Origin of the sequence: Serratia sp. PAMC26656 (genome assembly GCF_016469055.2) — a bacterium.
Lineage (GTDB): Bacteria > Pseudomonadota > Gammaproteobacteria > Enterobacterales > Enterobacteriaceae > Serratia > Serratia plymuthica.
In genome coordinates, this window is record NZ_CP150486.1 from 2121337 (window position 1) to 2134727 (window position 13391).

Sequence of the window (13391 nt, forward strand, 5' to 3'; positions counted from 1 at the left end):
GCCAGGCTGGCAGGTTGCCTGATTCTGCATCACTCGACGCGATAAGTGCGCAATCAGGTTGAAAGCAGTAGAATTTGTCACTCATACTGCGTACAGATTATTTTCCTCAACAAGGAATGCCAGATGGCCGAAGAAACGATTTTCAGTAAAATTATCCGCCGCGAAATCCCTGCTGATGTGGTCTACCAGGACGAACTGGTCACCGCGTTCCGTGATATTTCACCTCAGGCTCCGACCCATATTCTGATCATCCCCAATGTCTTGATCCCAACGGTAAACGACGTAACCGCAGAGCACGAAGCGGCGCTGGGTCGCATGATCACCGCTGCGGCGAAAATTGCCGAACAGGAAGGTATCGCCGAAGATGGCTATCGCCTGATTGTTAATTGCAATCGCCATGCGGGCCAGGAGGTCTATCATATTCATATGCACTTGGTCGGTGGCCGTTCGTTGGGGCCGCTGCTGTCACGCTAACCGAGGTCAATCATGCGCTATAGCAAAACCCTGCGTTGTCTGATGGCGCTGGCGTTACCCGCCGCAATACTGATGGGCTGCAGCAATCGGCCCGGCATTGCGGTTAACGAACGGCAGGCGGTGGTGATGGATTCGCCGGTGCTTACCGCAGGTATCGTGGCCGATAATCCGTCGATTACGGATGCCTCCGGGCGCGTGAGGGCCACTTCGGTGCTCAGCAACAACCAACCGACACCGGTAACGGTGCATTACCGCTTCTACTGGTATGACAATCAGGGGCTGGATATTCGGCCCTTTGAAGAGCCACGCACCGTTACCGTTGCGCCAAATTCAGACGCTGAAATTTACTCGATTAACGGCAACCTCGATGCCAAGCGCGTGCGTCTGTATCTATTCTTGTAAGCTCTTGCTTTAGTTGTTGGAGAGGGATAATGAAAAAGTATCTAGTTGTCGCATTGGCCGCGTTGACGTTAAGCGGCTGTTTGTCACGTCCCCCAGAGCCTGAACAGCCACCGGCCACCGTTGAGCCGGCCAAACCGCCGGTGGTGGTAGAGCCGCAGCCACAACCCCAGCCGCCCATTGGCGAGCAGGTACCGCAACCGCCAAAAATTCAGCAACTTGACTGGCTGAGCAGCGTGCAACCGCTGGTGAACCAGATGCTGAAAGCCGATGGCGTCAATCCGGGCAGCGTGCTGCTGCTGGACAGCGTGAAGAACAACACCAACGGCTCATTGCAAACCGCTAAAGCCACCTCCGCGTTGCACAAGGCGCTGGCATCGAACCAAACCTTCTCCATCGTGCCGGAAGCGCAACTGGCGACCGCCAAGCAGACGCTGGGCCTGTCGGCGGATGACAGCCTGGGGTCGCGCAGCAAGGCCATTGGCCTGGCGCGTATCGTTAGCGCACAGTATGTGTTGTACAGCGATGTTAGCGGCGACGTGAAGTCTCCGACGCTGGATATGCAGTTGATGTTGGTGCAAACCGGTGAAATCGTCTGGTCAGGCAATGGCGCCGTTACCCGCTGAGGCCGCGCTGCGAAGGCTGATTGAGAGCGAACTGCCGGCGGTGAAAACCGCCGGTTGTCGTTTCAGCCCGGTGCAGGGGCTGACCGGCGAAAGTTGGCGCATTGAAGGTGAGGGCGTGCAACTGTTGGCGCGCCAGCAAAGCGCAGAGAAAACGGCGCTCGGCGTGAGCCGGCAGCGAGAGGCGCGTGTATTGCGCCGCGCAGGTGTAGGTTTGGGTCCGCAGGTTTTAGCGCAGAGTAATCAGTGGATTATCCTGGAATGGCTGACTGGTGACGTTGTCACTGAGACGCATTTTACGCGTCTGAATCAGCACGGCGAGCTGGCGCGATGGGTTGCCCGTTTGCACCAGCGGCCGCTCAGCGGTTATCCGTTGAACCTGCATAGGCAGTTTGCCCGTTACTGGCAGCAGTTGGATCGTCGGCGTTTGACGCCTGCCTGGCTGCGGTTGCATCAGCGCTTCTTGCAAACCCGCCTGCCGTCTCCGCTGAAAATAGCCCCGCTGCATATGGATATCCATCCGGGTAATCTGATTGCACAGGGAGAAAGAGTTCGGCTGATTGACTGGGAGTACGCCGCCGACGGTGACATCGCGCTGGAGATTGCCGCGCTGTTTCGCGGTAACGCGTGGTCTGCGGCCAATCAGCAGCATTTTTTGCAGCACTATTCCCAAGAGGGCTACAACGACTTGCCGCTGCTGAGCACTCAGGTGCAGCGCTGGTTGCCGTGGGTGGATTACCTGATGCTGTTATGGTTTGAAGTGCGCTGGCAACAAACCGGCGATAGCGAATTTTTACGCTGGGGCGCAGTGCAGCGCCGGCGTTTTTGTTTATCATCCCCATGTTCTGAATGAATAATGAAGTGAGGTGGCCGTGGGCCCAGTAATGTTAGATGTCGCCAGCTATGAGCTGGATGCCGAAGAACGTGAGATTTTAAAACACCCGCTGGTGGGCGGACTTATCCTGTTCACCCGCAACTTCCACGATGCGCAGCAGTTGCGTGAACTGGTGCGCCAAATCCGCGAGGCTTCACACGATCGGCTAGTGGTGGCGGTGGATCAGGAAGGCGGGCGCGTCCAGCGTTTCCGCGAAGGGTTCACCCGCCTGCCGGCGGCGCAGTCGTTCGCTGCATTGAACGAAGCCCATGAGGGTGGGCGTCTGGCGCAAGAGGCCGGCTGGTTGATGGCGGCGGAAATGATCGCGCAGGATATCGACATCAGCTTTGCGCCGGTGCTGGATATCGGCCACGTCAGCGCGGCGATTGGCGAACGCTCATTCCACAGCGATCCGCAACAGGCGCTGGCGATGGCCGAGCGTTTTATCCTGGGTATGCACAGCGCCGGGATGAAAACCACCGGCAAGCATTTCCCTGGCCATGGCGCCGTCAGTGCAGATTCACATAAAGAAACCCCGCGCGATCCACGCCCACTGGCGCAGATCCGTGAGCATGATATGGCGATCTTCCGTGAATTGATCAACCGTCAGTTGCTGGACGCCGTGATGCCGGCGCACGTCATCTATACTGAAGCGGACCCGCGTCCGGCCAGCGGTTCGCCATACTGGCTGCAACAAATCCTGCGTCAGGAGTTGGGCTTTGACGGCGTTATCTTCTCCGACGATCTGTCGATGGAAGGGGCCGCCATCATGGGCAGCTACGCTGAGCGCGGCCAGGCATCGCTGGATGCCGGCTGTGACATGATCCTGGTGTGCAATAACCGCCAAGGTGCGGTCAGCGTGCTGGATAACCTGTCCCCGGTCAAAGCAGACCGGGTGAAGCAGTTATATCATCGCGGTCAGTTCACCCGTCAGGAATTGCGTGATTCTGCGCGCTGGCAGCAGGCGCATAAAGAGCTGAGCGCGCTCAGCGAACGCTGGGAAGAGCATAAACAGCAAAGTGCCGGGTGAACCCAGGGCGTCGTAATGCGGCGTAGTAAATGATGAGGGCTGCGGCGCGGCCCTCGGCTTGTTGCGAGGATCCACATGATTATCTATTTGCATGGCTTCGATTCCACCAGTCCCGGCAATCATGAAAAGGTTTTACAACTGCAGTTCATTGATCCGGACGTGCGTTTTATCAGCTACAGCACCTTGCACCCACGCCATGATATGCAGCATCTGTTGAAAGAGGTGGACAAGGCGGTTCAGCAGGAAGGCGATAAGCATCCGCTGATCTGCGGGGTGGGGCTGGGCGGTTTCTGGGCCGAACGCATCGGTTTCCTGTGCGGTATCCGGCAGGCGATTTTCAACCCTAATCTGTATCCTGAAGAACATATGCACGGCAAAATCGACCGGCCGGAAGAGTACCGCGATATCGCCACCAAGTGTGTCGAGGATTTCCGCGAAAAAAACCGCGATCGCTGCCTGGTCGTGCTTTCCCGTCAGGACGAGGTGCTGGACAGCCAGCGCAGTGCGGAACTGCTGCACAAGTACTACGAAATCGTCTGGGATGAGCAACAGACCCACAAGTTCAAAAATATTTCGCCGCACCTGCAACGCATCAAGGCGTTCAAGAGCCTGCTTTAACAGTTTCATAACGCCTGACGCTGCCGCAATGATTGCTTTTTACCGGCAAGAATTGCGGCATTTTTTGTCAAAAAAGCCCTGTTTTGCCCGCCTGGCGGTAAAATTTAAAACTGTGACGCAGCGCTAACTATTTGAATCACAATCCTCAAAAATTCCCCTCGTCCAGCCTTTAACCAAAAAAGTTTGATGCACATCAATTTTGGTATGACCAAATAACCTCACATGCTATTCTGGCTTTAGATAGCAGGTTTATTTTACGCGAACCCTATGTAATCTAAGGATATTATTTATTTACCCTTGGATAACAATTGGTTCACATTTAGGGGGTTATTTTGACAACGCCAAAGAAAAAAATCGTTATTGTCGGCGGTGGCGCCGGTGGCCTGGAACTGGCGACCAGTCTGGGCCATAAGCTCGGCCGCAAGCACAAAGCCGAGATCACGCTGGTGGACCGTAACCACAGCCATCTGTGGAAACCCTTGCTGCATGAAGTAGCAACCGGTTCCCTTGATGACGGCGTGGACGCGCTGAGTTACCTGGCGCATGCACGTAATCACAATTTCAGCTTCCAGCTGGGATCGCTGACCAACATTAACCGTGAAACGCAAACGCTGCAGCTGGCGCAAATCTGCGACGAGCAGGGTGAAGAACTGGTGCCAGAGCGCGAGTTGTCTTATGACATTCTGGTCATGGCGCTGGGCAGTACTTCGAACGATTTCGGCACCGCAGGCGTAAAAGATCACTGCATCTTCCTGGATAATCCGCATCAGGCACGCCGTTTCCACAATGAAATGCTGAACCTGTTCCTGAAATTCTCGGCGCAACCGGGGCAGAAAGATCAGGTGAACATCGCCATCGTCGGCGGTGGTGCCACCGGCGTGGAACTGTCCGCCGAGCTGCACAATGCGGTGAAACAGCTGCACAGCTATGGTTTCGAAGGCCTGGACAACAGCGCGTTGAACGTGACTCTGGTCGAGGCGGGCGAGCGCATTCTGCCTGCGTTGCCGCCGCGTATTTCCGCCGCTGCGCACCAGGAACTGAACAAACTGGGCGTGCGCGTACTGACCAACACCATGGTCACCAGTGCGGATGCCAAGGGCCTGAATACCAAGGGCGGCGAATTTATCGATGCCGATCTGATGGTATGGGCTGCTGGCATCAAGGCGCCGGACTTTATGAAGGACATCGCCGGGCTGGAAACCAACCGCATTAATCAACTGGTGGTAGAGCCGACGCTGCAGACCACGCGTGATCCGAACATTTTCGCTATCGGCGACTGCGCCTCCTGCCCGAAAGAAGGCGGTGGTTTTGTACCGCCACGCGCCCAATCGGCCCACCAGATGGCGTCACGCTGCTTCACCAACATTCTGGCGTTGATGAGCGGCCAGACGCTGAAGCCGTATGTGTATAAAGACCACGGTTCTCTGGTCTCGCTGTCCCGCTTCAGCACCGTCGGTAGCCTGATGGGTAACCTGATGCGCGGTTCGATGATGATAGAAGGGCGCATCGCGCGCTTCGTCTATATCTCGCTGTACCGCATGCATCAGGTCGCACTGCATGGCTACATCAAAACCGGCCTGATGATGCTGGTTGGCGGCATCAACCGTGTGATCCGCCCGCGTTTGAAAATGCACTGACAGCCGCAGTTATCGACTCACCCACGCCGGTTCGCCCGCGTGGGTTTTTTTATGCCGGCGCACAGGCAGCATCGGTGGTTGCGGGGTTAATGGCCAGCACAAAATTTCGTCGGCATGGGTAAAATTCTTAAGATTCCTCCTAAACACCGGTGAGAAGCGGGGTTTCCAGCATCTTTGGTCACATTGTCTTATTGCGGGGATCTGGAACATTGTGCAGACTTTACCTCGTTTACAGACGGCGCGTCGCGCACGCCGTAAACCGGGATACCCTTTGCCGCCCATGCGCAAAATAATAAGCGCGACGCAATGTCGGTAGCGTTCCCGGTACAAATGCGTGGTAACACTTTCAGGAGGATTTCCTGTGAACAAGTCAATGTTAGCCGGTGTTGGGATTGGTGTTGCAGCCGCTCTGGGTATTGCCGCGGTTGCCAGCATGGATGTGTTTTCTTCTGGTCCGCAATTTGCGCAGGTGCTCGCTGCCACGCCGATCAAAGAAACCATCAAAACCCCGCGTCAGGAATGCCGCAATGTGACCGTCACTCACCGTGCGCCCGTGCAGGATGAAAACCGCATTGCCGGTTCCGTGTTGGGTGCGGTAGCCGGTGGCGTGATTGGTCATCAGTTTGGTGGCGGTCGCGGTCGTGACGTTGCGACAGTGGTTGGCGCGTTGGGCGGCGGTTATGCCGGCAATCAGGTGCAGGGGGCAATGCAAAGTAACGATACCACCACCAGCACACAACAGCGTTGCAAAACGGTTTACGACAAATCACAGAAAATGCTGGGTTACGATGTGACCTACAAGATTGGCAATCAGCAGGGCAAGATCCGTATGGATCACGATCCCGGCACCCAGATCCCGCTGGATAAAAGCGGCCAACTGGTGCTGAACAAAGCCTGATCACAGTTTAAGAATTAAACCCGCGGACAGTGTTAGTTCTGATCGTTTAACGCAGTTAAGCGAGCGGCATTAATATTGACGCGGGTTTCTGTTTTATTCCGCCGCCGCTTTACGTCGCGTCGGCACCAACGGCATCTTTTACGCTAATGTATCCGTGCGATTTCCCAGGGCATAACTTCAATAATGCGGCAATATTTGTTATATTATTGTGCAATTGAGTGGGTGTTATGGCGCGATGCCGCACCGGCCAAGCCTGAGATTTTGGTCTCCTGGAGACAGAGATAAAGACATGCTAGATTTCCGCTTTCCGACAGCATTGCAAATGGTACTTAGCGTAGCCTTGGCTGAAAAGCAGGGCTTGCGTTCGACCAGCGCGATCCTTGCCGCCGGTCTGGAAGCCAACCCCAGTTTCATCCGCAAGCTGATGGTGCCCTTAACCAAAAATGGCATTATCGTTTCCACTCTGGGCCGTAATGGCTCGATTCACCTTGGCCGTCCAGTGGAAGAGATCACCTTGCGCGATATCTATTTGTCCGTCATTGACGATAAGCGCATCTGGGCTGCGCGGCCGGAAGGGCCTGCGCGTTGTCTGGTCAGCGCCAATGCCTGCTGGTATTTCAAGTCGGTAGTGAATGAGGCGGAAGAGGCATCGCTGGCGGTGCTGGAGCGCCATACGGTTGCGGATGCGTTGGCCGAACTGGAGCGTGGCGATAAGCGTAGCTGCGCGGAATACGTGGCGGAAACGGCGAAACTCGCGGAGGCTGCGGATAAATAATCTGCGGTATTGATGCGAAGAAAAAGGTCGGGCTGAGCCCGACCTTTTTTATGCCTGCCGTTGCGGCAGGCGAACTTTTATGCCGGTTGCTGCTGTGCTTTACGCGTCACCATACGGCGCAGGGTGACGTAGAACACCGGCGTCAGGAATAACCCGAACAACGTCACGCCCAGCATGCCGGCAAATACCGTGATACCGGTCACTCCACGCACTTCGGCACCGGCGCCGTGGCCCAGAATCAACGGGATAGTACCGGCAATAAAGGCGATGGAGGTCATTACGATCGGCCGTAACCGCAGGCGGCAAGCTTCCAATGCTGCCTCCATAATGCCTTTGCCCTGCAACTCAAGCTCACGGGCGAACTCGACGATCAAAATGGCGTTCTTACAGGCCAGCCCCATCAACACCACCAGCCCCACCTGCACGAACACGTTGTTGTCACCGCCGGTCAGCCAGACGCCAAACAGCGCCGACAGCATGGTCATCGGTACGATGAGGATCACCGCCAGCGGCAGCGTCCAGCTTTCATACAGCGCGGCCAGCGCCAGGAACGCCAGCAGCACCGCTACCGGGAACACGATTATCGCCGCATTGCCCTGGGTCGACTGCTGGTAGCTCAGATCGGTCCACTGGATGTTCATGCCGTTCGGCAACAGCTTGGCGGCCATCGCCGTCAGTTCGCTCATGGCCTGCGTAGACGACAGAATGCGCGGATCGGCATCGCCAATCAGGTCCGCCGCCGGGAAGCCGTTATAACGGATCACCGGGTCTGGCCCGTAGGTGGTACTGATGTTGACCATGCTGCCAATCGGTACCATTTCGCCCTTGTCGTTGCGAGTGCGCAGGTTGGCGATATCCTCCACGCTGTCGCGGAATTGGCCGTCGGCCTGCGCGATGACTTGCCAGGTGCGGCCATAGCGGTTGAAGTCATTGATGTAAGACGAACCCAAATAAGTCTGCAGCGTGCCGAACAGCGCGTTGAGCGGCACGCCTTGCGCCTTGGCCTTGTCGCGGTCGATTTTCGCTTCCAGCTGCGGCACGTTGGCCTGATAAGACGAGATCGGGAAACTCATGCCCGGCGTTTGCATGATGCTGCCCGACAGGGTATTGATCGCGGTTTGCAGTGCGCCATATCCGAGACCGGCGCGATCCTGGACATACAGCGAATAACCGGAACCCTGTCCGATACCGAGGATTGGCGGCGGCATGATCGAGAAGGCGAATCCTTCCTGGATCTGCGAGATGCGCGCATTGATCTCGGCGTTGATCTGCGCCGCGCTACGGGTGCGGGTGCTTAAAGATTCAAGCGCGAAGAACACGGTGCCGGTATTGGGCGTATTGGTAAATTGCAATGCATTCAGCCCCGGGAAGGCTACTGCGTCCGTCACCCCGTCGACGCTCAGACCGATGGCGCTCATTTTACGGATCACCGCATCGGTACGCTCCAGCGACGCACCCTCCGGCATTTTCACCCCGCCAATCAGGTAAAGCTTATCCTGCGTCGGGATAAATCCGCCTGGCACGGTTTTAAACATTACGCCCGCGGCGCACAACAACAGCACGTACACCACGAACACCGCGCCGCGTTTGCCGAGCGCACGGGAAACCCCGCGCTGATAACGCTGTGAGCTGCTGGCAAAGAAGCGGTTGAACGGGCGGAACAGCCAACCGAACAGCCGGTCGATCAGGCGTGATGGCATATCCTTCGGCGCGCCGTGCGGTTTCAGCAGCAATGCCGCCAGCGCCGGCGACAGGGTCAGCGAGTTGATGGCCGAAATCACGGTCGAAATGGCGATGGTAACGGCGAACTGCTTATAAAACTGGCCGGTGACGCCGGACAAAAATGCCATCGGCACGAACACCGCACACAGCACCACCGCGATGGCGATGATCGGCCCGGACACTTCGCGCATCGCCTGGTGCGCCGCCGCCAGCGGCGATAAACCTTCCTCGATATTACGTTCGACGTTTTCCACTACCACGATGGCGTCATCGACCACGATACCGATCGCCAGCACCAGCCCGAATAGACTAAGCGTATTGAGCGAGAAACCCAGCAGGTATAGCGCGGCGAAGGTACCGACGATGGAAATAGGCACCGCCAGCAGCGGGATGATCGAGGCGCGCCAGGTTTGCAGGAACAGGATGACTACCAGCACCACCAGCAGCACCGCTTCGAGCAGGGTATCTACCACCGCGCGGATCGAATCGCGGACGAACACCGTTGGGTCGTATGGCGATTTCCAGCTCATGCCATCCGGGAAGCGGGTCGACAGTTCGGCCATTTTGGCCCGTACCGCATCGGACAGCTCGATGGCGTTAGCGCCTGGCGCCTGGAAGATACCGATCCCGACGGCATCCTTATTATTGAGCTGGGCGCGCAACGCATAGCTGCCGGACCCCATTTCAATGCGCGCCACGTCGCGCAGACGGACTATCTCGCCGTTGTCGCCGCTCTTGAGGATAATATTGCCGAACTCTTCCTCGGTTTGCAGGCGGCCCTGGGCGTTAATGGAAAGCAGATAATCGCTGCGGTTCGGCATCGGCTCTGCGCCCAGTTGGCCGGCGGACACCTGCACGTTCTGCTCCTGCATGGCGGTGACCACGTCAGAGGCGGTCAGCCCGCGCGAGGCGACCTTATTCGGATCCAGCCAGACGCGCATGGCATATTCGCCGGCGCCGAAAATCTGCACCTGGCCGACGCCCGGCAGGCGTGCCAGCTCATCTTTGACCTTCAGGGTGGCGTAGTTACGCAGATACAGTGAATCGTATTTACCGGAAGGGGAAACCAGATGCACCACCAGCGTCAGGGCCGGGGATTGCTTCTGCGTGGTTACCCCTTGTCGGCGCACGTCTTCAGGCAGACGCGCCTCGGCTTGCGCCACGCGGTTTTGCACCTGCACCTGCGCCTGGTCGGGATCGGTTCCCGGGCGGAAGGTCACGGTGGTTACCAGCACGCCGTCAGAGCCGGCCACCGATTTCATGTACATCATGTGTTCGACGCCGTTGATTGCCTCTTCCAGCGGCGTAGCCACCGTTTCGGCAATCTCTTTCGGGTTGGCGCCTGGGTATTGGGCGCGCACTTGCACGCTTGGGGGCACCACGTCGGGGTATTCGCTGATCGGCAATAGCGGGATCGCAATAACGCCACCGACGAAAATCAGGATCGACAGCACCGCGGCAAAGATCGGCCGGTCGATGAAAAAGCGGGAAAAATCCATGGGTCAGGGTTCTCTGCTGGTGGCTTAGTTGACTGCGGAAACGGGAGCGTTGGCTGCCATCACGACGGTTTTCGCATTGACCGGCATCCCTGACATAAACACTTTCTGCATGCCGTCGACGATCACCCGATCGCCCGCCGACAGGCCTTTCTGCACGATGCGCAATCCATCCGCCACGCGGCCCACTTCGATATCGCGCCGCTGCGCCTTACCGTCCTTGTCGACGACATAAACGAATTTGCGGTCCTGATCGGTCATCACCGATTTATCGTCGATCAGCATGGCGTTGAACTCGGCGCTGCCGGGCATCTGTACCCGCGCAAACAGCCCAGGAGTGAAACGGCGCTCGTGATTTTCGAGCTGGGCGCGCATGCGAATGGTACCGGTGCCGGCATTCAGCTGGTTATCGGTGAAATCGACGACGCCCTGATGCGGATACCCCTCTTCACCCACCAGGGCGACCTTGACCGGTAATTTCGCCTGCGGATCCTGGCTGCGTTGGCCATCGCGCGCCATGTTCTGGTAACGCAGGAAAGTGGCTTCATCGACGTCGAAATAAACATAGACCTTATCGAGCGACACCAGCGTAGTGAGCACACTGGCGCCGTCCCCGGTGGTGACAAGGTTACCTGCGGTGATCATGGCGCGGCTGGCACGCCCGTCGATCGGGGCGGTCACTCGGGTAAAATCGAGATTCAGCTGTGCGATATCGAGCTGGGCCTGAGCCGCCAGCACGTTGCTCTGCGCCTGTGCGGCGGAGGAGCGGCGCTGTTCCCATACCTCGGTCGAGATCGCCTGGGTGCCGATCAGTTTCTCGGTACGGCTGGATTCACTGCGGGCCAATGCCGCCTGATTACGTGCCCGCACCAGCTCGGCTTGCGCCTGTTCGCGGGCGGCGCGGTAGGTGCGATCGTCGATGGTGAACAGCACCTGGCCTTTTTTAACCTCATCGCCTTCGGTGTAATTCACCTTATCGATATAGCCGGAAACCCGTGGGCGTAGCTGAACGCTTTGCACCGCTTCGATCCGGCCGTTAAAGGCATCCCACTGGCTGATGGGTTTTATTACCACGTTAGCGGCGCTGACGGCCGGTGGCGGAGGAGCTGCATTTTGAGCGACGCTGTTGTCGCACCCAGCAAGCAGGGCGACCAGCAGCGCTACCGCTGAAAGGCGCGCGCTGAAACCGATGCTGTGAGCGTTAAACAATGAGTTTGGCTGGCTTGGCATTATTTTTATTCCATGGGTGAGCGCGGTCAGGCCATACACCCGGCCCTGTTATCCGGGTAACGTCCCTGGCCTGTGACCGGCGGCAGAGCGGTTGTGTCGTTCATCGGCACAACGTTAGTTTTTGAAACACATTGTTGTCACATTAATGTATTAATATCGGTTACATTAATAGGGTGAATTATAGAAGCGCCTATTGGATAAATGCAATAATAAAAATTGCATTTAATGCGAAACTGCTGCAACGTAGTGACATCGGGCAGCGGACTTACCTGCCAATGTCATGGGAGCGTCAGCATGAACAGCACGGGTTTTATTACTGATTTGATTGAGTGGATTGACAACAATCTGGAAGAGAAGCTGGATATCAATACCGTGGCGGACCGCGCGGGATATTCCAAATGGCACCTGCAGCGTATGTTCAAACGCCAGACCGGCTACGCGTTGGGGGAGTATATCCGCATGCAGAAACTGAAGGTTTCCGCAGAGCGCCTGGCCAACAGCGGCGAGCCTATCGTCAGCGTGGCGATATCACTGGGCTTTGACTCGCAGCAATCCTTCAATCGCAGTTTTAAACGCCAATTCGGCCAGACTCCGGGCGACTGGCGCCGCGCCGTGATGCAGCCGCATATCGCCGCTAGTCGCGCACACTGAGGCGGATTGCAGACAAAAAAAAGCCTGAACTTGCGTTCAGGCTTTCTCTTTAAAATATGGCGGTGAGGGAGGGGTTCGAACCCTCGATACACTTACGCGTATACACACTTTCCAGGCGTGCTCCTTCAGCCACTCAGACACCTCACCGTATTTTTTCGTTGCGTACTCTCTGGTGCAACGGGGCGCTACTATAGGGAGTGGGGGCGAACCGGTCAAGCAGAATTTCTGCGTTTCGGCGCGTCCGCTCACGTGCTGCTCAGTTTGTCGAAAACTGCGGCGAACCCTGTGGATCCTTAGACTTGCCGGCGTTTTCCCTGTATTGCAGACAAAAAAAGCCTGAACTTGCGTTCAGGCTTTCTCTTTAGAATATGGCGGTGAGAGAGGGCTTGATTCGCTACGCTCACCCTACGGGCCGCCTTTGGCGGTCCAAAACGCGATGCGTTTTGTCAAACCCTGGCGAGGCTTCTCACCCCTCTCTACGGATGATTTATAAAAGCAAAAAAGCCTGGACGCGAATCCAGGCTTTCTCTTTAGAATATGGCGGTGAGAGAGGGGTTCGAACCCTCGATACACTTACGCGTATACACACTTTCCAGGCGTGCTCCTTCAGCCACTCAGACACCTCACCGTTTTGTAGCATCGCTAACGCATTGCGCTGTCGACGGGCGCTAATGTAGGAGAATCTGATCCCAGCGTCAACCCTCTTGTGACATAACAATGACTGTTTAGCTAAAGTTGCAGCAATTTGCTGATTTCCCGAGCGATAAACTGCTGTCCAACGCGTACCCGAGGGACAGTAACGGTACTAAATTATCTCGCAGACTAATGTTTGAGTGTATTGGTATACATTAGCTCAATATACCAGCAAGGAAGTCTTACACTGTGCTGTTATATGCATTAATACTGGATTATTAGTCATATGTGTCGCTAAATAGATCGCCGCTGACGCGGAGGATTGGCAAGG

At 56.7% G+C, this 13391-nt stretch carries 12 protein-coding genes, 2 tRNA genes and 1 other RNA gene; 10 read left to right on the forward strand and 5 right to left on the reverse strand.

Annotated elements, in window-relative coordinates; translation table 11 throughout:
• Nucleotides 1–123 precede the first annotated feature (123 nt).
• From hinT to JEM67_RS10900, 9 genes are all read left to right on the forward strand, one after another.
• On the forward strand, nt 124–474 hold the full coding sequence (gene hinT, locus JEM67_RS10860) for a purine nucleoside phosphoramidase (protein WP_004943071.1): 351 nt from the start codon (nt 124–126) through the stop codon (nt 472–474).
• A 12-nt stretch (nt 475–486) separates the two neighbouring features.
• Nucleotides 487–876, forward strand: coding sequence for a YcfL family protein (locus JEM67_RS10865; protein ID WP_013812450.1), 390 nt, complete (start codon nt 487–489; stop codon nt 874–876).
• Nucleotides 877–905: 29 nt separating this feature from the next.
• Nucleotides 906–1499 carry a penicillin-binding protein activator LpoB gene (lpoB, locus tag JEM67_RS10870; RefSeq protein ID WP_013812451.1) on the forward strand — a complete coding sequence of 198 codons (594 nt, stop codon included), beginning with the start codon at nt 906–908 and terminating at the stop codon, nt 1497–1499.
• On the forward strand, nt 1480–2349 hold the full coding sequence (locus JEM67_RS10875; RefSeq protein ID WP_199637513.1) for a phosphotransferase: 870 nt from the start codon (nt 1480–1482) through the stop codon (nt 2347–2349). The genes lpoB and JEM67_RS10875 overlap by 20 nt, the downstream gene beginning before the upstream one ends.
• Before the next feature lie 31 nt (nt 2350–2380).
• Nucleotides 2381–3400 carry a beta-N-acetylhexosaminidase gene (gene nagZ / locus JEM67_RS10880; RefSeq protein ID WP_041416041.1) on the forward strand — a complete coding sequence of 340 codons (1020 nt, stop codon included), beginning with the start codon at nt 2381–2383 and terminating at the stop codon, nt 3398–3400.
• Between the two features lie 75 nt (nt 3401–3475).
• A complete protein-coding gene (gene ycfP / locus JEM67_RS10885) occupies nt 3476–4018 on the forward strand; it encodes an alpha/beta hydrolase YcfP (protein ID WP_006324724.1) in 543 nt (180 codons plus the stop codon).
• 332 nt (nt 4019–4350) lie between these two features.
• Entirely contained in the window at nt 4351–5655 is a 1305-nt protein-coding gene (locus JEM67_RS10890) for an NAD(P)/FAD-dependent oxidoreductase (RefSeq protein WP_199637334.1), read from the forward strand.
• A 361-nt stretch (nt 5656–6016) separates the two neighbouring features.
• On the forward strand, nt 6017–6553 hold the full coding sequence (locus tag JEM67_RS10895; protein ID WP_006324726.1) for a glycine zipper 2TM domain-containing protein: 537 nt from the start codon (nt 6017–6019) through the stop codon (nt 6551–6553).
• Between the two features lie 289 nt (nt 6554–6842).
• Nucleotides 6843–7328, forward strand: coding sequence for an RrF2 family transcriptional regulator (locus JEM67_RS10900; protein WP_006322456.1), 486 nt, complete (start codon nt 6843–6845; stop codon nt 7326–7328).
• Nucleotides 7329–7405: 77 nt separating this feature from the next.
• Here JEM67_RS10900 and sdeB read toward each other — a convergent pair whose 3' ends face one another.
• Nucleotides 7406–10549: a multidrug efflux RND transporter permease subunit SdeB gene (sdeB, locus tag JEM67_RS10905; RefSeq protein WP_013812455.1), complete on the reverse strand. Its 3144-nt coding sequence runs from the start codon at nt 10547–10549 to the stop codon at nt 7406–7408.
• Nucleotides 10550–10573: 24 nt separating this feature from the next.
• Entirely contained in the window at nt 10574–11776 is a 1203-nt protein-coding gene (locus JEM67_RS10910) for an efflux RND transporter periplasmic adaptor subunit (protein WP_199637336.1), read from the reverse strand.
• 294 nt (nt 11777–12070) lie between these two features.
• Between JEM67_RS10910 and JEM67_RS10915 the strand changes: the two genes are divergently transcribed.
• Nucleotides 12071–12427 (forward strand): helix-turn-helix domain-containing protein, encoded by a 357-nt coding sequence (locus JEM67_RS10915; protein ID WP_006324729.1) that lies wholly within the window; start codon nt 12071–12073, stop codon nt 12425–12427.
• Nucleotides 12428–12484: 57 nt separating this feature from the next.
• Here JEM67_RS10915 and JEM67_RS10920 read toward each other — a convergent pair.
• The 3 genes from JEM67_RS10920 to JEM67_RS10930 all read right to left on the reverse strand — a co-directional run bounded on the left by JEM67_RS10920 (nt 12485) and on the right by JEM67_RS10930 (nt 13055).
• Nucleotides 12485–12574 (reverse strand) — tRNA-Ser (locus JEM67_RS10920).
• A 222-nt stretch (nt 12575–12796) separates the two neighbouring features.
• Nucleotides 12797–12918, reverse strand: a non-coding RNA gene (locus tag JEM67_RS10925) — RtT sRNA.
• Between the two features lie 47 nt (nt 12919–12965).
• Nucleotides 12966–13055 (reverse strand) — tRNA-Ser (locus JEM67_RS10930).
• Nucleotides 13056–13391: the final 336 nt, after the last annotated feature.